Origin of the sequence: Chryseobacterium sp. BIGb0232 (assembly GCF_024810195.1) — a bacterium.
In the GTDB taxonomy this organism is placed as follows: domain Bacteria; phylum Bacteroidota; class Bacteroidia; order Flavobacteriales; family Weeksellaceae; genus Chryseobacterium; species Chryseobacterium pennae.
In genome coordinates this window covers 759,165-778,793 of the sequence record NZ_JANUEH010000001.1, presented here as the reverse complement: position 1 = coordinate 778,793, position 19,629 = coordinate 759,165, and the positions used below count along the sequence as shown (strand labels likewise).

Here is a 19,629-nt window from a genome sequence, read left to right as displayed (position 1 = left end):
GATGAGCTTACACGTAGACAGAAAACAATACGCCAATATATTAGGTCCTACTGCCGGAGATAAAATCAGACTGGGGGATACTGAAATCATTATTGAAATTGAAAAAGATTTCACCCATTACGGAGACGAAGCTGTTTTCGGAGGTGGTAAAACCGTACGGGACGGTATGGGGCAGAATGTTACTGCTAAAAGAGATGAAGGAGTTCTTGATCTTTGTATCACAGGTGCCGTTATCATCGATCACTGGGGAATCGTAAAAGGGGATATCGGGATTAAAGACGGTAAAATCGTAGGAATCGGTAAAGCTGGAAACCCTGATACAATGGACGGTGTATCTCCGAACATGATCATCGGTGCTTCTACTGAAGTTCACGGTGGAAAAGGATATATTGTGACTGCCGGAGGTATTGATACCCACATTCACTATATCTGCCCACAACAAATTGAAACGTCTCTGTACAGTGGAATCACTACTATGATCGGAGGGGGAACAGGACCGAATGACGGAACCAATGCTACAACAGTAACTCCTGGTAAATTCAATATGCAGAAAATGCTTGAAGCAGCAGAAGAGTATCCAATGAACTTAGGGTTTTTCGGAAAAGGAAACTGTTCTGCAGAAGAGCCTATTGAAGAGCAGGTGGAAGCAGGGGCATTAGGCGTAAAAATCCACGAAGACTGGGGAGCAACGCCTGCAACGATTGATGCTGCATTAAAAGTAGCTGATAAATATGACGTTCAGGTAGCCATCCACACCGATACTTTAAATGAAGGAGGTTTCTTGGAAGATACAATGAGAGCGATCAACGGAAGAGTCATTCACACGTTCCACACAGAAGGAGCAGGTGGAGGACACGCACCGGACATCATCAAAGCGGCGATGTATCCAAACGTATTACCTGCTTCTACAAACCCTACGCGTCCTTACACGATCAATACAATTGATGAGCACTTAGATATGCTGATGGTTTGCCACCACTTAAGCAAAAACATCCCTGAAGATGTGGCATTCGCAGACTCACGTATCCGTCCTGAAACCATTGCCGCAGAAGATATCCTTCATGATATGGGAGTTTTCAGTATTATGAGTTCGGATTCTCAGGCAATGGGAAGACCAGGAGAAGTCATCACAAGAACCTGGCAGACAGCAAGCAAAATGAAGGAGCAGAGAGGTGATTTAGCGGAAGATCAGAATAGCGGAAACGATAACTATCGTGCAAAAAGATATGTAGCTAAATACACGATCAACCCAGCAATTGCACACGGTATTTCTGAATATGTAGGGTCTCTTGAAGAAGGGAAATTAGCGGATTTGGTGATCTGGAAACCAGCATTATTTGGAGTTAAACCGGAAATGATTGTCAAAGGAGGATTTGTAATCGCTGCTAAAATGGGAGATCCGAATGCTTCTATTCCAACACCACAACCGGTGATCTATAGAAATATGTTTGGGGCTCATGGAAAAGCAAAATACGGTATTTGTGCCAACTTTGTTTCTCAAATCTCTATTGATAACGGAACAATCGCTTCTTATGGATTAGAAAAAATGATCCTTCCGGTGAAAAACTGTAGAAATATTGGAAAGAAAGACCTTATCCACAACGATAAGACTCCTTTAATTGAAGTGAATCCTGAAAACTATAAAGTAACGGTAGATGGTGAATATATCACTTGTGAACCGGCAGAAACACTTCCTTTAACTCAGTTGTATTACTTGTTCTAAGATAAATTCTATTAATATAACCTAACAGGTTTCAATAACCTGTTAGGTTTATTCAACGACAAAAAAAGATTTATCAGGCAATATTTTAAAACAATTATAGAACTAAGTTTAGAATGAAATATTTAAATAAAACAGTTTTTTCTCTTGCTGTAGCCGGGATGTCTTTGCTTTCGGGTCATGTAAATGCTCAGTTTTTGGGTGGACACAGGCTGAAGAGCGATGAAGATGGACCAAAAGGTCAATTTATGATGTATGGTTCATTGGATTACTCAAAGGTTACTACCCCTACGAATAGCAGCAGTACCGTTTCCAGTGCACCATTGGGAGTAGGATACTTTATCAATAATAATGATCTTGTCGGGGTTAATTATGTTTACTCTCAAAATTCTGTTAATCATAATGTGGTGTATAAGCAAAATGAAGCAGGAATTTGGTATAGCCCTTCACTAATGCTTGGAAAATACTTTGTACTGATCGGGCAGATAGATGCACATTATGTTTGGGGACAACAGCAGGCAACAACAGCGGATGCAATGCAGAACTTTAATGGATTCCGCCTCCGTGCTTACCCTTTGATCGGAATCTTATTAGGTGGCGGTTGGGCCTTGAAATTCAAGTTTGCTGAGCTTTCAATGCTTCAGACTAAAACGAAAGAAGAAGGCTGGACGAAGAGCTATGTAGCGGGACTTAGTGGTTCAACATTCGGGGTGGGCATTTCTAAAAACTTTGACTTCAGAAAAAAATCGGCTAAAGATGATAATTAATCAGACCATAGGCAATCTCACCGAAAATCCTACAGAAAAAACCATAGATTATCTGGATCTGGAATGGTTTGAAACCACAAAAAGAATCCAACGCAAAAAAACCAGAAATGAAGTAGATGTTGCCATCAAGTTTCTTAAAGAAGGGCAGCGTTTGCGTGAAGGAGATATTCTTTTTGAGGATGCAGAAAAAGTAATCGCGATCAATGTCCTGGAAACAGAAGCGATCGTAATGGTTCCCGGATCTTTACTGGAAATGGGAACAGTATGCTACGAAATAGGGAACAAACATATTCCGCTTTTCATTCAGGATGATAAAGTATTGCTTCCTTTTGAAATGCCGATGTTCAGATGGCTGGAAGCAAGCGGCTTTAAACCGGAAAAGCAATCCGTAAAACTGCTGAATCTCCTTAAATCCAATGTAGAACCTCACGGACACGGAAGTCTTGGCTCTACAATTTTCACCAAAATCTTAAAAATGGCTGCTCCGAAAGATGAATAATATAAACATAAACTTTTTATCAGGACTGCTTCATCTGGCTGATCCTACGCTTCCTATCGGGGGGTATACCCATTCCAACGGACTTGAAACCTATGTACAGGAAAGAATCGTTCATAATGCGGAAACAGCAAAAGAGTTTGTACAGAATATGCTTCAGTATAACCTTAAATTCAATGACGGGGCTTTTGCAAAACTCGCTTATAAAGCCGTAGAAAAAGGAGATTTACAAGCACTTTTGGATCTCGACAATGAGTGTAATGCCATAAAATGTCCTAGAGAAATCCGTCAGGCCAGTCAGAAACTGGGGTTGAGATTAATAAAAATATTCAAAAGGAGAGAAAGTTTCCCTTTTATGGAGGCATTTGAAAAAGCAGTTCAAAATAAAGAAGCTAATTCTCATTACTGTATTGTCTTTGGAGTCTATGCTTATTTAATGAAAATTCCTTTATACGAAGCATTGCTTGGATTCTACTACACTTCTGTTGCCGGAATGATTACTAATGCCGTAAAGCTGGTACCGCTGGGACAGCTTGATGGGCAAGATATCTTATTCGCTCTATATCCTGTCATGGAAAAAACTGTTTGGGAAACTATGGAACTGGACAGAGATATGGTAGGACTTTGCAATACAGCCTTTGATATCAGATGTATGCAGCACGAAAGGTTGTATTCAAGACTTTATATGTCGTAATACGAAAAGATAAAAAGGGAAAATGAATTGAATGTAAATAACATTTGCTGAGTGAAGCGCCCTTGCGATCTTAAAATATTCACAATCAAAAAAATCTTAGCGCTCTCAGCGTTAGAAAAATAAAAACAAAGCAAAAATTTAGAAAAAATGGAAAACAGAAAATATATAAAAGTAGGAGTAGCAGGACCTGTAGGGTCAGGAAAAACTGCATTACTGGAACGTTTAAGCAGAAAATTATTCGGGAAATATGATCTTGGAGTAATTACCAATGATATTTACACTAAAGAAGATGCTGAGTTTATGGCTAAAAACAGTCTTCTTCCTCATGACAGAATTATCGGAGTTGAAACAGGAGGCTGTCCTCACACGGCGATCCGTGAAGATGCCAGCATGAACCTTGAAGCAGTAGATGAACTGGCAGCCCGTTTCCCTGAAATTGAACTGGTTCTTATCGAAAGTGGAGGAGATAACCTTTCAGCAACATTCAGCCCTGACCTTGCAGACGTTACTATTTTCATTATTGACGTTGCGGAAGGAGAGAAAATCCCTAGAAAAGGAGGTCCTGGTATTACAAGATCAGACTTGTTAATCATCAATAAAATTGACCTTGCCCCGTATGTAGGAGCCAGCCTTGAAGTTATGGAGAACGATGCCAGAAGAATGAGAAAAGGAAATCCTTTTGTTTTTACCAATCTTAAAACAGATGAAGGGTTGGATAAAGTGATCGGATGGATTAAAAAATACGCTCTTTTAGAAGAAATTGAAGAACCGAACTTAGTAAGATAAATGGATAGTCGTTTAAATATTATTGCAGGATTCAAGGGTGGAGAATCTTATGTGAAAGATCTTTATGTCTCGCTTCCTTTCAGAGTAGTTTCTGTAGGGCAGAGAAAAAGTGACAAAAAGCTCTATCAGATGGTGATGAGCTCCTCCCCGGGAATTCTGGATGGTGACCATTACCATTTGGATGTAGCCCTTGAAAAAGGATCTTCCCTTCAATTGCAGTCGCAGTCATATCAGAGACTGTTCAATATGGAAGACAAGGCTGTTCAGGAACTGAATGTAACCATGGAGGATGAAACCTCTTTCGCTTACGTTCCGCATCCTATTGTTCCGCATGAAGATTCTAATTTTAAGAGTAAAGCCAATGTTCATATCGGGAAAAACAGCCAGATCATCATCAGTGAGATTATTACCTGCGGAAGGAAGCATTATGGAGAGGTTTTTAAGCTGAAACGTTTTCAGAATCTTATGGAGATCTATCATAATAACAAACTGGTAGTAAAGGATAACGTAGTAATTCAGCCTGACTTGATTCCGATAAGTAGTATTGGTAACCTGGAGAAATATACCCATCAGGGAACTCTGATTTTCTACAGCACAAAGGAAAATGTAGATAAAAACGGATTGATTGAAGAGATCGTTGAAGCCGCAGCACAACATATTGAAGAGATGGAAGTAGGAGTTTCAGCTATGGAAGATAACGGATTTGTAGTAAGAGCCTTAGGGCATGGGGGAGAATTGATGTACAACTTCTTCCTGCATGTTCAGGAAATCCTTTGGTCACTGGAGTAAAAAGGTAGCTTTGAGAGCCTTGTCAAGGTTTAAAATCTTGACAAGGCTGGAATTGGAAGAAAATAATATTGTTTTAACGGACATTGTCACCATTCAATAGAAGCGGGCTTTAGCCCGCGTAAATAAAAAGAAATCTTCCACTGGCTTTAGCCAAAACGTAATAAGAATCTGAAATAACAGAATTAATAGAAAATGGACAGTACAGTTTGGGCATTACTTTTAAGTGCCGTTTCAATAAGTTTTATACACACGGCCTCAGGACCGGATCATTACCTGCCCTTCATTGTGATTTCAAAATCCAAAAAATGGAGCGGAATGAAAACCGCAGTATTAACAATGGTTTGTGGGCTTGGACACGTCCTGAGTTCTCTGGTACTTGGTTTTATCGGAGTGTTTCTGGGTTGGCAGCTGAATAAAATCTCCTGGTTCCAGGACATCAGAGGGAATTTCTCAGGATGGGCATTGCTGATCTTTGGTGGAGTTTACTTAATCTATGGTTTGATTCAGGCGATCAGAAACAAACCTCACAAGCATTTTGATGTGATGGGAGATGATGTTTATGTGTATGAACATAATCACGGTGAAGTCGTAATGCCGCAGACCCGAATAAAAGTAACCCCGCTTGTCCTTTTTATGATCTTTGTAATGGGGCCAAGTGAACCATTAATTCCTTTATTATTCTATTCAGGAGTTAAACATTCTATGCCTGAAATCGCAGTTCTGGTAACCTCATTTACTGTCACTACTGTTTTAACAATGCTTGGAATGGTGCTTTTAGGACGTTATGGCTATTCAACCTTATTCAATACCGAAAAACTGGAAAGATATATGGGAGTGGTAAGTGGCGCTGTGGTAACAGTATGCGGAGTTGGGATGGTCTTTCTGGGCTGGTAAAGAGGTTTGAGGGTTTTAGAGTAGGAGAGTAAGAATGTTTAAAGTTCAAGGTTTGAAGTTTAAGGTGACCATCCTTTCACTGATGATTTCCCATTCATTATTCACTTGCGAATCAAAATTGACTATTGAAATCTAAAACTAAAATGTCTCTCATCTCTTCGTCTATTATCTTTCATCTCTATCCATAATCTCCAATTTATTTCCAATCAATAATACAATTAAAAAAACTATGGACGAATTTTTCAAAAAAATACCCTTTTTAGACAATGTTTTAAAAGGAATCGGGCAAATTATGCTTCAGGAAAACAGATGGACCGGACTTCTGTTTCTGATAGGAATCTTTATGGGAAGCTGGCAGTGCGGAGTTGCAGTATTGCTTTCAACAGCAGCGGGAACCTTTACAGCCATGAAGCTGAAATATAATCAATCTGAAATCAATGCCGGATTATACGGTTTCAGTGCTGCACTTGTGGGAGTGGCATTGGCTTTTTTATTCGAAACAACAATTTTAATTTGGATACTTATCTTATTGGGAGGAGCATTAGCAGCTGTTATTCAGCATTTCTTTATCCAAAAGAAAATACCGGTGTTTACTTTTCCTTTTATTATCATTACATGGATATTGGTATTTGCTTTACATCATTTCACTCATATTCCGCCATCAGCAATGTTGAGTGCTGAGGTAATCCCATCAAAATATGATGACTTTCTTACCTGTACCAATGGTTTTGGAGAGGTAATATTCCAGGGTGGAGTACTTTCAGGAATGATTTTCTTTCTGGCAGTTTTCATCAGTTCACCCATTGCTGCTTTATATGGATTGGCGGCATCTATTTTGGGTGCAGGGCTGTCACAGTTGAATGGTGAACCTATCAAAGAAATCCACATGGGATTATTCGGATTCAATGCCGTTCTTTCAGCTATCGTATTTGCAGGAGTGAAAAAAAGAGATGGTTTATGGGTGCTTATCGCCGTTTTTTTAACGATTGTTATTGATGATCTTCTTATCGATAATCATTGTCTGGATGCTGTGGGTGGAGTATTCACATTCCCATTCGTAGCAGGAACATGGATCACTCTTTTAATTCAGAAGGTATTTCTTAAAACAAAAGCATAGGCTTGGGTTTGAGGGTCTGAAGGTTCTAGAGTTTGAGAATTTTAGGGTTTGAGAGTAAGAGGGTTTAAAGTTCAAGGTTGTCATCCTTTCCCTGGTAATTGGCAATTCACCATTCACTTGCGAAGCAAAATTGACCATTGAATTTTAAGACTAAAACATCTATCATCTCTTCGTCTATTATATGTCATCTCCCTCTAATTTATAAACGTAACAAAACAAAAAATGAAAATAACTAAAATAGCAGCCGCTTTTCTTGTCATGGCATTCAGTGGAAAAATGATGGCGCAGGAAGCAGAAAAGCAGTTGCAGATCAAAGATGCAGATGACAAATTTCCTATTGCAGATGCATTGGTAAAATATGATCACGGAAATACCCACACACATACAGGAACAGATGGTACTTTTGCAGTTCCTGTGAAATCACTTCCTGATACATTGGTGATCAGCCGTCAGGGATATGATGAGGTAAAATGGGTGGTTACCAATGAAGATGATAAAAATAAAGTTATTTTTTTACAGCATAAGCCATTTCAGATCTCCGAAGTAGCCATTAATCACAGCTCCTTTTTATCGGCCATTACAAAGGTGGATCTGAATAAATTTCCGGTGAATTCAGCACAGGATTTATTGAGAAAAGTACCGGGTTTATTTATTGCGCAACACGCTGGAGGAGGAAAGGCTGAACAGCTTTTTTTAAGAGGATTTGATGCTGATCACGGAACCGATGTAAGTGTAAATGTAGACGGAATGCCGGTGAATATTGTCTCCCATGCCCATGGACAAGGGTATTCTGATCTTCACTTTGTGATTCCTGAAACGGTAAATAATATAGATTTTGGAAAAGGAGCTTATTATATGGACCGTGGAGATTTCAATACTGCCGGATATGTCGATTTTCAAACGTATAACGGATTGAAAAATAGTATGATTAAACTTGAAGGGGGATCATTCAATTCAAAAAGAGTATTGGGAATGTTCAATATTCTGCATGATGATCTGGGAAGGAAGAATGCTTATATCGCTGCTGAATACAATTATACCGATGGACCTTTTGATGTAAAACAAAACTTCAACAGAGTTAATATTTTCGGAAAGTATAACCAATGGATTACTGATAACGATTATTTCAATATTCAGTTTTCAACCTTCAATTCCTCCTGGAATGCTTTCGGTCAGGTTCCGGAACGTGCAGTGGATGAAGGAATCATCGGAAGATGGGGCAGTATAGATCCTACTGAGGGCGGAAAAACTTCCAGAACAAACCTTCAGATGAATTTTAAGCATATCATTTCTCCATCTGAACAGATTGATGCAATGGCTTTCTATTCAAAATATAACTTCAACCTGTATTCTGATTTTACATTTTTCTTAAAAGATAAAGATCACGGAGATGAAATCCAGCAGACCGACGGAAGAAACATCTATGGAGCCGAGGTAAAATATACCAAAAGTTTCTCTCTTCCCAACAGTTCATTAAACTGGACATCAGGAATTGGATTAAGAAATGATGATATCAATACCTTACAGCTGAATCATGTTTATCACAGAGATATGCTTCTTGACAGACTGTCTGATGTGGACGGAACAGAAACGAATCTTCATGCCTATTCAGGGTTGGTTTGGAAAACAGGAAAATGGACGATCAATCCGGCGGTAAGGGTAGATCATTTTATCTTCAATATGCATAATCTGCTGGATCCTGAACAACTGCCTTCCGGACAGTCCAAAGAAGCAACCAGAGTGAGCCCTAAACTGAACTTCTCCTATGCGCAGAGCGATAATGTAATGTGGTTCCTGAAAACAGGGATGGGATTCCATTCCAATGATATGAGGGTAGTAGTGACCAATAAAAACGAAAATACTCTTCCATATTCTATCGGAGCTGATTTCGGAGTAAGATTACACCCGTTCAAATCACTGATCATTACCCCTGCCGTGTGGTATATGGATCTTCAGCAGGAATTTGTATATGTAGGAGATGATGCGGTAGTAGAACCCTCCGGAAAATCAAGACGTTTCGGTGCCGATCTGGGAATCCGTTTCCAGCCATTGGAGAACTTTTACCTGAATGCAGACATCAATTATTCTCATGCTAGATTTATGGAAGAGGAAAAAGGACAGGATTATATTCCGCTGGCTCCGGTAGTAACCAGTACAGGATCTGTAAACTGGGATTTCCTGAATGGGTTTTCTTTAGGTCTTCAATACCGTTATCTTGGGGAAAGACCGGCAGTAGAAGACAACAGTATTAAGACAAAGGCTTATTTCGTGAATGATCTGGTACTTTCTTACAACCGTCAGAAATGGGGCGCGAATATTCAGGTCAATAACCTGTTCAATGTAAAATGGAATGAAGCCCAGTTCGCCACAGAAACTCAACTGAAAGGCGAAGCAGAACCTATTACAGACCTTACCTATACTCCGGGAAGTCCATTTGGAGTAAGAGTAGGAGTCTATTATAAGTTCTAAACAAATAGAAGAGGAGTATAAGAGGAGTTGAGAATTTTGAAATTGATGGACTAAAGCATTTTCAAATTAACACATTCTCAAATTTTCAAATTCTCCTGGTTCTACTTTATAAATTTTGTCTAACTTTAATTTATCATAATATCAGAATGGAAGTTTTATCCAATTTTCAATATAAAAAGCTTTTTCTACCTAATATCACGGAGAAAATATTAGCTAATAACGCAGATATACAGCTTTACCGGATAGAAAATTACCTTAAGGGGATCTTGATGCCTGTCATTCCGTACCGTACCACGTTTAACTTTATTATTTTCGTTACGAACGGACATATCAAGCAGTATCTTGAAAATAAAGAATATCACGCTGAAAAAGGCGGAGTGATCTTTATTAAACAGGGAACCATTACCGCTACCGTAGAACTTTCTGATGATATTGAAGGTTTCTTTCTTGCCTACGAAAATAATATCCTCTCCGAGCAGGAACTGCCCAAGCATAAAAGCAGTATTTTCTTCATGACTCCTTTCCTGAATCTGGATAGCCTGACCTATGGAACGATTACCCAGCTTCTGCCGATCATGGAGCAGGAACTATGGCTGAGTAATCTGAATATTAACGATGTTGTAGTCACTATGCTTCATCTGATTCTGATCAAAATGCTGAGCACAGATTCAGATACCCATCATAAATCTGCCACAAGGCCGATGGAGTTATCACTCCAGTTCAGGGATCTTTTATTCAAGTATCATGTGGGTGAAAAAAGAGTAGCATTTTATGCTGATAAATTGTCTGTAACAGAAAGTTATCTGAATAAATGTGTTAAAAGTGTGACCCAAAAGTCACCAAAACAATGGATCAATGAGATTGATATCAATTACAGTAAAGCATTACTGCATTCCAGTAAAGATATTGCAGAAATTGCCTATGAACTGAATTTCCATACAGCGTCCCATTTTACCCAACTTTTCAAAAAAATTGCAGGAATTACGCCGAAGGATTACAGGACTCAGTTTTTGAGTAATAGAGTTACAGGATAGGCTGGAAGCTGGAAGAGGGATGCTGGAGGTACTGTGGGATGATATTGTTATGAAAGATATTTTAATTAAGTTTAATTCAGATAAAAAGTCAACAATTGATTTTTCAGCCATCAATAACTTCCACCTCCCAGCCTCCATCTTCCAGTCCAAAAACCCTACAACTTCTCATTCTCCAAAATCTTAATCACCAGCTTTTCCTCTTTTGTCAGATCGGCCTTTCCATCATTTTCTTCGATGATTTCCAGTTCGTCAAGATATTTTTTGATGGTATTGTTTTCGTAAAGATTGATTACTAAAGGGTGAACGTAATATTTTCTGCAGACTGTAGTTGTATTTCCAAGGTGTTGGGCAACAATGTCCAGGGCTTCTTTTACATTCTTTTTATATTGAGTATCATTTTCAGCATATCCGATCTCTTTAAAAGCAATCAGGGCATTAACTGTTCCGGACCATGTTCTGAAATCCTTGGCTGTAAAATCTTCTCCGCTTATTTCTTTTATATAATCATTCACCATCCCGGAGTCAATAGAATGCCGGGTTCCTTCATCATCAAGATACTGGAAAAGCTCCCTGCCGGGAATCTCCTTGCATTTTTGTACCAGTTTTGCCAACCTCTTACTTCTGAGATCAACATGATGCATAATGCCTTTTTTCCCTTTAAATGAAAAAGTTATTTTTTGTCCCCTGATTTCAACATGTTTCCCCTTCAAGGTGGTTAACCCGAACGAACCATACAGTTTTTCATAGATTGTATTGCCAATACGGATATTGGTTCTCTGCATAAGACTGACAATAAGGGCGAGTATTTTCCGTTTTTCAAAATTCCTCAAAGCAAGATCCTGCTCTATATGAAGTCTGATATTGGGTAAAGCATACCCGAACTGAAGCATTCTGTAGAATTTTGTATGGTTTCTTAAAGCACTCCATAAAGAGTGATAGCGATACTGCTTTCTCTTTTTTATATCAAAACCGGTCGCCTGAAGATGACCATTTTCTAAAGCACAGATCCATACATTTTCCCATGCCGGAGGGATGACAAGCTTATTGATTCGGATTATTTCATCCTTATTGCGGATCTTTTCTCCATCCTTATAATAAGAATATTTCTTTCCAGTTTTCTTACGTGTGATTCCGGCGGTTTCTGCATCGGTGGTATAAATAAGATGTACCGCCTTTGCAGAAGCTTCCGGATCCTTCATGATTTTAACAATCTTTGATGGCTTAAGGTGAGAAATAATCTCTAAATCTGTATTCTTCTCCATGGAAAATGGTTAAGAGTTTTTACCCTTCGAAAAAATCAGTAAAAGAATCACTACAATTATACAGACTAAGAAAATTCCCCACCACATTCCGGCCTTAAAAATTGTTCCTACTGCTTCACAACTTGTTAGTGTTAACAAACTTAATATCATTATACTGTAAAAGTTCCACTTTTTCATAGGTAATATTTTTGGTGTTTATTAAATTCTGAGCCGGTCAGCTTTCCAGTTTTTGATCGATCTTTTGATCTCATCTCCGGAAATGTTTTCATGCAAAGCTTTATATAAAAGCTCTTTAAACTCATCATCATACGTAAACCTCAGGGCTGCAATCTGGTCAAATTTTAACTTGTCAACTGTTTCATCAGACCTTTTATTAAAAATCTCAAAATACCGCTGCTTAAATTCAAGGATCACCATACGGTTCTGAAGTCCTAAAGCATAATGCTGTCTGGTCATAAATGCCAGATAAAAAAGCAGAAAAATCACGATTGAAAATAAAATCCAGATCAACTGATTACCGGGATCACCCCAAATTTTATAGATTCCTAAAATCTCCAGTATAATTAATAAAGGAAGATAAATAAAGTGATGAGGTGGATAAAATTTTCTGTGGTTATTATAGTTCTGCTGTTTCATAGGATGTAATGTAGCAATAATCCTTCCAAAAATTTATTATTTTAATAAAAAAATACATTTTATGGTATGAATTTTATTTTTTTTTGAGGGAAGTTTACAAATAAACTCTAACCTTATCATCGATGGATCTATGCGGTTGAAAAAATTGATTAAACCACATAGGGGTATTGGTTAAAGTGTTTTAAGATAAGGGTTTAATCGCAGATTGGATTGATAAAAACAGATATTTATAAGGTTATTCAAACTTTAAAAACTATATATTTTTAGCCATTAATGCACGAATAAAGAATCATTCGTGCATTAGTGGCCATAAAAAACAAGGTTATCTGTATTCCCAATAAAAATTCATGAAAAAATAATATATCATTAGGAAAATAGGGCCTTTATTTGGCTTTTCGACTTCAAATTTTTCGTAACTTTCGGTGTTTAAAAATGAAAAGAATGACTTCAAAGGAAAAAGTTGCTGCACTTCGAGAAGAAATGCAGAAAAATAATGTTGATGCATTTATAGTATATTCTGCAGATCCTCACATGAGTGAGTACCTTCCTGAAGAATGGCAGGAAAGAGCTTGGCTGTCAGGATTTTTAGGTTCAGCCGGTTTTGTAGTAGTTACGAAGGACAAGGCTGGGCTTTGGACAGACGGAAGATACTTTACACAGGCTGCCATTGAACTGGACGGTTCAGGAATCGACCTTTTCAAAGACGGAATAGAAGGAACTCCTAATTATATAGATTGGATTATTTCTGAAATTCCAGCCGGAGGTAAAGTCGCTGTAAATGCCTTAGCTGCTTCCAATGCCAATTGGGAACTGCTTTCTCAAAAATTTAATTCAAAAAATATTACCCTTACCGATATCCCCCTTTTAAAGGAGGTTTGGAAAGAAAGAGGAACACCATCTGTAAATCCAATCTTTGTACACCCTGTAGAAAGAGCTGGTAAATCTGTAGTAGATAAACTGTCTGCTATCCGTCAGAAAATGGAAGATCAGGAAGCTACTGTTCATATTATTTCAAGTCTTGACGATGTGGCATGGACCTCCAACCTGAGAGGAAGTGATGTACAGAGCAATCCTGTATTTTTAGGATATATTGTGATCACTAAAAATGATGCTGTTCTATTCACTGGTCTTGAAAAACTTGAAGTAGAAGCAAGAAAACAAATGGACGATTCTTTCGTAAAAATGATGCCTTACGAAGAATTTTATAACTATCTGAAAGCATTCAAAAATGAAAAAATACTGGTTTCTCCAAACAGCAACCAGCAGATTTTTGAAACATTGAAGGCAGATAACCAATTTATCAAAGCTCCGGTACCAGGAAATCTGATGAAAGCTCAGAAAAATGAAACTGAGTTGGAAGGTTTCAGAAAAGTAATGGTAAGAGACGGTGTTGCGATGGTAAAATTCCTTTACTGGCTGACTCACAATGCAGGAAAAGAAGCGATGAACGAGTATTCTATCGGTGAAAAACTGAGAGGATTCCGTGCTGCTGGCGAAAACTTTGTGGGAGAAAGTTTCGGTTCTATTGTGGGATATAAAGACAATGGAGCAATTATGCACTATTCTGCCAAGAAAGAAGGAAGTAAAGAAGTAACCAATGAAGATACAATCCTGGTAGATTCAGGAGGTCAGTATCTTGAAGGAACTACAGATATTACAAGAACTTTTGCGCTGGGAATCCCTTCTGAAGAGTTCAAAAAAAATTCAACACTGGTATTACAGGGATTGATCCGTTTATCCATGGTAAAATTCCCTAAAGGAACAAAAGGTGTACATCTTGATGCTATTGCAAGGCTTCCGTTATGGATGGAAGGTAAAGACTTCAACCATGGAACAGGACATGGAGTAGGAAGTTTCATGAACGTTCATGAAGGGCCTCAAAATATCAGAAAAGATTTAAATCCTCAGGATCTTCTTCCTGGAATGGTTTGTTCCAACGAACCTGGATATTATCTTGAAGGCCACTATGGAATCCGTCATGAAAACCTTATCGCTGTAAAAGAAGCAGAGAAAACGATTCACGGAACATTCTATGAATTTGAAACATTGACGTTCTGTCCGTTCTTTAAAGATACAGTGATAAAAGAAATTCTTTCAGAAAGCGAAATCGCATGGCTGAACAGTTACCACAAAACATGTGAAGAGAAACTGGCTCCTTATTTGGAAGGAGAAGTGAAAGAATGGTTCTTACAACTCGTAAGTCCATTGTAATAAAAACTAAAGTCAAGATTGGGATAACCTTAAACATTGAACTTTATACTAAACAAAATAATTGTTAGATCAGTAAAAGTCCTGTAAGTTGTTGCTTGCAGGGCTTTTTTATTTACGCAACCGTATTTTTACGGATAAAATTGTAGGGATTCTCCTGATGACGGGAAATACAGGTCTGTTTATCTTTGTATCAACAAAACATCATTCATATCTTCATATAATAACTTAGTTATTCAAAACGGTAGATCATCCCGACCTGGGATGATTTTCTTTTTTTTATGAGTTAGGGATAAAAAATGCAATTTTATAGTTTTGAAACCGGAGATTACGAAAGTCAAAAGAATAAGATATCCTTTTTTTATTTCAACTAATTTATAGTAGCTAAGAGTAATTGTATCTCTAACAGTAGCTTCCAGTTCCCAACCTCCATCTTCCAGCTATTTCCCTCTAACTTCCTTCCTCCGGATTTAATTTTCTAATAAGTTTTAGTTATTTTCGCCGTATTAAGAAAACCCAGGTCAATGGTACATGATTTTTTTCGGAGTTTTAATCTGTTTTCAGAAAATGAGATTGAAGAGTTTTTAAAGCTTTTTGAAGTCAGAAAAGTCAGTAAGAATGAGTATTTTATTCAGGAAGGTGAAAAATGCAGGGAAGTGGCATTTATACAATCGGGGATTTTCCGGTCCTTTTATCTTTCTGATGATGGAAAAGATATGACCTATTGTTTCAGGTTTCCCAATACGATGATGGCCGCATATTCTTCATTAATTTCGGATTGCCTCAGTAAAGAAAGTATGCAGGCAATTACTGATGCAGAGTTGCTGGTATTAAAAAAGGAAAAGATGGATGCCCTGATACAGGATGACCTCAATTGGACCAGGTTTTTAAAAACCATTGCTGAACAGGAGTATCTTGAGCTTGAAAAAAGATTTTTCCAGCTTCAGAGAGACAGTGCCAGCCAACGGTATGTGGCACTTCTTAAAAACTATCCGGATTATATTCAGAAAATTCCTTTACAGTATCTTGCTTCTTACCTCGGCATTACACAACGGCATTTAAGCCGCATCAGGAAAGAGATTTCTTTTTAGACATTTGTCCTGTTTATTCGTTTCCAAGCTCTCTAATTTTGTCAAAAAAAATAGATGGAGTATAATATTCTGATTATTGGAGGAAACGGACTGGTGGGTAAAACAATTGCCCGTATTTTACAGGCGAGAAATCCGCATATTAATATTTTTATTGGCGGACGTAAAGACGGAAATACAGAAAGACATCTGAAAATTGATGTTACCGATCCCGCTTCTTTTAAAGGTATCGCTGATAAAAAAATAAACCTTATTATTCTTTCCGTGAATGATAAATCTGATAACGTTCTCAAATATGCTATCGCTCATCATATTGATTATCTGGATATCACGAAACCTACACCAGCTCTGGTAAAAGCTTATGATATTGCCGGAAAGGAAGACATTAACAGCCGGATTGTTTTCAGTTCAGGCTGGATGGGGGGAATAGTACCCGGATTGGTTAGTATTCTGTCAAAAGATGCTAATGATATTCAGGGAGTAAAGCTCTTTGTTTACTATTCTGTTAAGGATTTGGCAGGGGAGAGCTCAGCTCATTTTATGGCAGAAAATGTTGCTGTACCCTTTCATGATTATAAGAATGATCAGCCCGTTTCTATCAGACACTTTTTAAATACTGAACGCTTTGATTTTTCTTTTGGAATTGGAAAGAGAAGTGCCTATAATTTTGATGTTCCCGATTTGTATATCCTGAACAGGGTTGAAAGAATTCCGAATGTAAGTGTAAAAATGACTTATAATTCTAAGTTTATTACCTGGCTGCTGGGGAGTTTTCAATATCTCAGAATCTTTGATATTTTATCATTAAAAGAAAGAAAAATGATTTTCGGATCAAGCGGAAATGGTGATCAGGCAGTATTCGAAATTGTTGTAAAAGATAAAAACGGTGATAAAAAACTAAGTCTGCAGAGTACCAAAGGACAGGCTGAATTAACGGCCTTGTCAGCAGTTCTGCATACAGAAGAACTGTTCAGAAATCCGCATGAAAACAATGTGTATTTCGGACATCAATTGCATGAGCCTTTATCATTGCTGGCTCAGCTTAACGCTTATGAAACGATTAATACTAATATAACACAATGAAAAAAATAGCCATTATTAACGGTCATCCCAATAAAAAATCTTTCAATTTCGGAGTTGCAGAAGCGTATAAAAACGGAGCCATAGAGGCCGGAGCTGAAATAAAAGAAATTACCATTGCAGAATTAAAATTTAATCCCAATCTGCAGTTTGGGTATCAAAAAAGAATGGAACTGGAGCCGGACTTATTAAATGCATGGGAGATTATACAGTGGGCAGATCATCTGGTTTGGGTACACCCTGTCTGGTGGGGAGGTTTGCCAGCCCTTATGAAAGGTTTTATAGACCGATTGTTTCTTCCGGGATTTGCCTATAAATACAGAGAAAACTCTTTATGGTGGGACAAGCTTTTAGCCGGGAAAACAGCCCATATTATCACAACAATCGATCAGCCGGGTTGGTATTACCGTCTTATGTATGGAAGACCAAGTGTTAATCAGCTTAAAAAGTCAACGTTGGAGTTTTGCGGAATAAAGCCTGTAAAGGTAACCTATCTGGGGATAATCCGGACTTCCAATGAAGAACAGCGCAGAAAATGGTTGGATAAAGTAGCAGAATTAGGAAGAAAACAACGGTAAAACTTCCACTTTACTATAGGAATCAGCTTTTACAAATTTATATATGAAAGTTTTGACAGGAAACCGGAAAAAAGAATATTTCCCGGATAGCATTTTTAATCTTATTGTATCTAACAATTTTGAATAACAGAATCTTCCGGTTTCCTTGATTTTTATTTTTACAGTCCCTTTTTTCCATCTAACCAATATGCCTGTGATCTGATACATTGGGAGGAAATTCCTTTAGCTTTAAGAAATCTTTTGATCAGGGACATGGTAGTACCGTTTCCGGTAAGATAAAAAACTACATTATTATTGTCAATAGCCTGCTTTTCTTCCTTCAGAAAGTCGGTTAACGCTTCGATAATATCTATAGTATTATTTTTAGGAATGTGGTAGCCATATAAGTTGAGGGCTTCCAATGCAGATGAATCGTTGAGTTCATGAAGGCATATAAATTGCTGGGCAGGTCCTTCTACAGCTTCTTTGATGGAGAGGGAACTTCCCAGTGATGTTTCATCACCTATGGAAAAATGGATCGCTGCATCGGGATCAAAAAAACGTTTTCCTCTCGGCATTAATATTTTTAAAGAATCCCCAATGGTAAGGCTGCTGATAAAATGACTTCCTGCTGCCACCGGATCATGCATGTGGAATAAGACATCAAAAGTTCCGGAATCTTTATTGAAGTTGAAAGGTGAATAATTACGGTAATCCCTGTCATTGATCCTGATTCCTATGGCATAAGCCGGCTCAAACTCAACATCCTGTAAATCTGTAGAGAAGCGTATACGGCGGAGATCAGCCGTTACAGATTCTATATCTGTAACTGTACATTCTTTAAACTTTGAGGACAATACACTTTCTACAGTATCATTGATCCATTTTGGCAAGCTTGGCATACTATTTTTTTATTGCAAAGGAAGCATCAAAATTAAGATCATCCGATAGCCGTTTCAAGGAAATGATTGGACTATTCGTTGTTTTTTATGATATTATTTGGATGGAAAGAACTAAATATTAAATATTATCTGTTCTTATCACGGAACTCTGAAGGAGGCTGGCCTTCCAGCTTAGAAAATAAACGGCTGAAATAAGTATGGTCATTATAGCCAATTTCATAAGCAATCTCCTTTATGGTAAGATGGGTAAAGACCAGTAATCTTTTTGATTCTATCAAAATTTCCTGATGGATCCAGTGCTGAGCTGATTTTCCTGTCACTTCACGAATAACTTCTGTTAAATATCCTCTGGAAATATTTAATAGCGCTGCATATGCTGATGGACTTTTCATGGTTTTGAATTCTGCTCTCACCAAAGTTCTGAAGGCTCTGGTTAACTGTAGAGCACGGGGTTCATGAGCCGTTTTCACTCTGTTTTCATGCTTGTAAATAAAGGCAAACATTCCTGTTAAAGCATGAAGCTGTGACTGAACAATCAGAGATCCTTCTTTAGATCCAAGTATTTCATCCGATAAAAAGAACTTGAGAAGGCTGGCAGAAGTATTTATCTTTTCTCTCCAGCTTTTACTGACGGATAGAGGCTGGATTTCTACCAATAGCTCTTCAAATACAGAACGCACAGTTTCCGGAATCAATTCTGCTTTCACTGCTACAAACCATCCTGAAACGTCTTTCATCATTAGTCCCTGATGTACCTGGCCCGGTAATACACAGAAAATGGCTGGGTCCTGTGATTCAACAGTTTTAAAATCCACCATCATTTTTACATGACCACTTTCCATGCAGGTAAAAATATAATTATTGTCCCGGTGTATTCCTTTATCCAGTAGCATATCTTCAGACTTATGATCACGTTGTTCCATTCTCTCAACAAGAATACCGTGTTGGGAAATATCATTTAGATCATAGGTAGGAATTGCCTGCTTCATCTTTTAAACTGGTTTCACAAATCTACGAAATACAGGATGATTGCTGTATTTTTTGCTTCATTAAGTTTTATTTTGTCTACGAGTGTAATAAAAAAACGTGCATCGGTAGCAAGGAACGTTTTTTTTAATTTGAGGAAGCTA

The 19,629-nt window shown here is 37.9% G+C and carries 18 protein-coding genes; 14 read left to right on the top strand and 4 right to left on the bottom strand.

What is annotated here, in order from left to right:
- Position 1: 1 nt before the first annotated feature.
- The 10 genes from ureC to M2372_RS03230 all read left to right on the top strand — a co-directional run bounded on the left by ureC (position 2) and on the right by M2372_RS03230 (position 10,766).
- Positions 2–1,723, top strand: coding sequence for an urease subunit alpha (gene ureC / locus M2372_RS03275; protein ID WP_115971186.1), 1,722 nt, complete (start codon positions 2–4; stop codon positions 1,721–1,723).
- Positions 1,724–1,836: 113 nt separating this feature from the next.
- Positions 1,837–2,487 carry a hypothetical protein gene (locus tag M2372_RS03270; protein ID WP_123318362.1) on the top strand — a complete coding sequence of 217 codons (651 nt, stop codon included), beginning with the start codon at positions 1,837–1,839 and terminating at the stop codon, positions 2,485–2,487.
- Positions 2,477–2,986, top strand: coding sequence for an urease accessory protein UreE (gene ureE / locus M2372_RS03265; RefSeq protein ID WP_123318363.1), 510 nt, complete (start codon positions 2,477–2,479; stop codon positions 2,984–2,986). Before M2372_RS03270 ends, ureE begins: the two co-directional genes overlap by 11 nt.
- A complete protein-coding gene (locus M2372_RS03260) occupies positions 2,979–3,677 on the top strand; it encodes an urease accessory protein UreF (RefSeq protein ID WP_228455636.1) in 699 nt (232 codons plus the stop codon). Before ureE ends, M2372_RS03260 begins: the two co-directional genes overlap by 8 nt.
- A gap of 147 nt (positions 3,678–3,824) precedes the next feature.
- A complete protein-coding gene (ureG, locus tag M2372_RS03255; protein WP_045499433.1) occupies positions 3,825–4,463 on the top strand; it encodes an urease accessory protein UreG in 639 nt (212 codons plus the stop codon).
- Positions 4,464–5,252 carry an urease accessory protein UreD gene (locus M2372_RS03250; protein WP_123318364.1) on the top strand — a complete coding sequence of 263 codons (789 nt, stop codon included), beginning with the start codon at positions 4,464–4,466 and terminating at the stop codon, positions 5,250–5,252.
- Between the two features lie 192 nt (positions 5,253–5,444).
- The gene (locus M2372_RS03245; RefSeq protein ID WP_123318365.1) at positions 5,445–6,146 is read left to right on the top strand and encodes a hypothetical protein; all 702 of its coding nucleotides are present in this window, start codon (positions 5,445–5,447) and stop codon (positions 6,144–6,146) included.
- A gap of 229 nt (positions 6,147–6,375) precedes the next feature.
- Complete coding sequence (locus tag M2372_RS03240; protein ID WP_123318366.1) at positions 6,376–7,263, top strand: urea transporter; 888 nt, start codon at positions 6,376–6,378, stop codon at positions 7,261–7,263.
- Positions 7,264–7,485: 222 nt separating this feature from the next.
- Entirely contained in the window at positions 7,486–9,732 is a 2,247-nt protein-coding gene (locus M2372_RS03235) for a TonB-dependent receptor (protein WP_123318367.1), read from the top strand.
- Between the two features lie 146 nt (positions 9,733–9,878).
- Positions 9,879–10,766 (top strand): AraC family transcriptional regulator, encoded by an 888-nt coding sequence (locus M2372_RS03230; RefSeq protein WP_123318368.1) that lies wholly within the window; start codon positions 9,879–9,881, stop codon positions 10,764–10,766.
- 155 nt (positions 10,767–10,921) lie between these two features.
- Here M2372_RS03230 and M2372_RS03225 read toward each other — a convergent pair whose 3' ends face one another.
- On the bottom strand, positions 10,922–12,028 hold the full coding sequence (locus M2372_RS03225) for a DNA topoisomerase IB (protein WP_123318369.1): 1,107 nt from the start codon (positions 12,026–12,028) through the stop codon (positions 10,922–10,924).
- Between the two features lie 198 nt (positions 12,029–12,226).
- Positions 12,227–12,664, bottom strand: coding sequence for a DUF6526 family protein (locus M2372_RS03220; protein ID WP_123318371.1), 438 nt, complete (start codon positions 12,662–12,664; stop codon positions 12,227–12,229).
- A gap of 441 nt (positions 12,665–13,105) precedes the next feature.
- Between M2372_RS03220 and M2372_RS03215 the strand changes: the two genes are divergently transcribed.
- The 4 genes from M2372_RS03215 to M2372_RS03200 all read left to right on the top strand — a co-directional run bounded on the left by M2372_RS03215 (position 13,106) and on the right by M2372_RS03200 (position 17,618).
- Positions 13,106–14,875 carry an aminopeptidase P family protein gene (locus M2372_RS03215; protein ID WP_123319082.1) on the top strand — a complete coding sequence of 590 codons (1,770 nt, stop codon included), beginning with the start codon at positions 13,106–13,108 and terminating at the stop codon, positions 14,873–14,875.
- Between the two features lie 521 nt (positions 14,876–15,396).
- Positions 15,397–15,963 (top strand): Crp/Fnr family transcriptional regulator, encoded by a 567-nt coding sequence (locus M2372_RS03210; protein WP_123318372.1) that lies wholly within the window; start codon positions 15,397–15,399, stop codon positions 15,961–15,963.
- Positions 15,964–16,017: 54 nt separating this feature from the next.
- A complete protein-coding gene (locus M2372_RS03205; RefSeq protein ID WP_123318373.1) occupies positions 16,018–17,043 on the top strand; it encodes a saccharopine dehydrogenase in 1,026 nt (341 codons plus the stop codon).
- Positions 17,040–17,618, top strand: coding sequence for an NAD(P)H-dependent oxidoreductase (locus M2372_RS03200; RefSeq protein ID WP_123318374.1), 579 nt, complete (start codon positions 17,040–17,042; stop codon positions 17,616–17,618). The genes M2372_RS03205 and M2372_RS03200 overlap by 4 nt, the downstream gene beginning before the upstream one ends.
- Before the next feature lie 158 nt (positions 17,619–17,776).
- Here M2372_RS03200 and M2372_RS03195 read toward each other — a convergent pair whose 3' ends face one another.
- Both M2372_RS03195 and M2372_RS03190 read right to left on the bottom strand, forming a co-directional pair.
- Positions 17,777–18,499, bottom strand: a complete 723-nt coding sequence (locus M2372_RS03195) for a siderophore-interacting protein (RefSeq protein WP_123318375.1) — start codon at positions 18,497–18,499, stop codon at positions 17,777–17,779.
- A 125-nt stretch (positions 18,500–18,624) separates the two neighbouring features.
- Positions 18,625–19,488, bottom strand: a complete 864-nt coding sequence (locus M2372_RS03190) for an AraC family transcriptional regulator (protein WP_123318376.1) — start codon at positions 19,486–19,488, stop codon at positions 18,625–18,627.
- Positions 19,489–19,629 lie beyond the last annotated feature (141 nt).

What these genes read in the sequence shown, in the direction of transcription:
- M2372_RS03195 (WP_123318375.1), bottom strand. Translation starts at nt 18,499, where the DNA reads ATGCCAAGCTTGCCAAAATGGATCAATGATACTGTAGAAAGTGTATTG.
- M2372_RS03235 (WP_123318367.1), top strand. Translation starts at nt 7,486, where the DNA reads ATGAAAATAACTAAAATAGCAGCCGCTTTTCTTGTCATGGCATTCAGT.
- ureC (WP_115971186.1), top strand. Translation starts at nt 2, where the DNA reads ATGAGCTTACACGTAGACAGAAAACAATACGCCAATATATTAGGTCCT.
- ureG (WP_045499433.1), top strand. Translation starts at nt 3,825, where the DNA reads ATGGAAAACAGAAAATATATAAAAGTAGGAGTAGCAGGACCTGTAGGG.
- M2372_RS03230 (WP_123318368.1), top strand. Translation starts at nt 9,879, where the DNA reads ATGGAAGTTTTATCCAATTTTCAATATAAAAAGCTTTTTCTACCTAAT.
- M2372_RS03225 (WP_123318369.1), bottom strand. Translation starts at nt 12,028, where the DNA reads ATGGAGAAGAATACAGATTTAGAGATTATTTCTCACCTTAAGCCATCA.
- M2372_RS03245 (WP_123318365.1), top strand. Translation starts at nt 5,445, where the DNA reads ATGGACAGTACAGTTTGGGCATTACTTTTAAGTGCCGTTTCAATAAGT.
- M2372_RS03205 (WP_123318373.1), top strand. Translation starts at nt 16,018, where the DNA reads ATGGAGTATAATATTCTGATTATTGGAGGAAACGGACTGGTGGGTAAA.
- M2372_RS03250 (WP_123318364.1), top strand. Translation starts at nt 4,464, where the DNA reads ATGGATAGTCGTTTAAATATTATTGCAGGATTCAAGGGTGGAGAATCT.
- M2372_RS03190 (WP_123318376.1), bottom strand. Translation starts at nt 19,488, where the DNA reads ATGAAGCAGGCAATTCCTACCTATGATCTAAATGATATTTCCCAACAC.
- M2372_RS03220 (WP_123318371.1), bottom strand. Translation starts at nt 12,664, where the DNA reads ATGAAACAGCAGAACTATAATAACCACAGAAAATTTTATCCACCTCAT.
- M2372_RS03210 (WP_123318372.1), top strand. Translation starts at nt 15,397, where the DNA reads ATGGTACATGATTTTTTTCGGAGTTTTAATCTGTTTTCAGAAAATGAG.
- M2372_RS03260 (WP_228455636.1), top strand. Translation starts at nt 2,979, where the DNA reads ATGAATAATATAAACATAAACTTTTTATCAGGACTGCTTCATCTGGCT.
- ureE (WP_123318363.1), top strand. Translation starts at nt 2,477, where the DNA reads ATGATAATTAATCAGACCATAGGCAATCTCACCGAAAATCCTACAGAA.
- M2372_RS03240 (WP_123318366.1), top strand. Translation starts at nt 6,376, where the DNA reads ATGGACGAATTTTTCAAAAAAATACCCTTTTTAGACAATGTTTTAAAA.
- M2372_RS03270 (WP_123318362.1), top strand. Translation starts at nt 1,837, where the DNA reads ATGAAATATTTAAATAAAACAGTTTTTTCTCTTGCTGTAGCCGGGATG.
- M2372_RS03200 (WP_123318374.1), top strand. Translation starts at nt 17,040, where the DNA reads ATGAAAAAAATAGCCATTATTAACGGTCATCCCAATAAAAAATCTTTC.
- M2372_RS03215 (WP_123319082.1), top strand. Translation starts at nt 13,106, where the DNA reads ATGACTTCAAAGGAAAAAGTTGCTGCACTTCGAGAAGAAATGCAGAAA.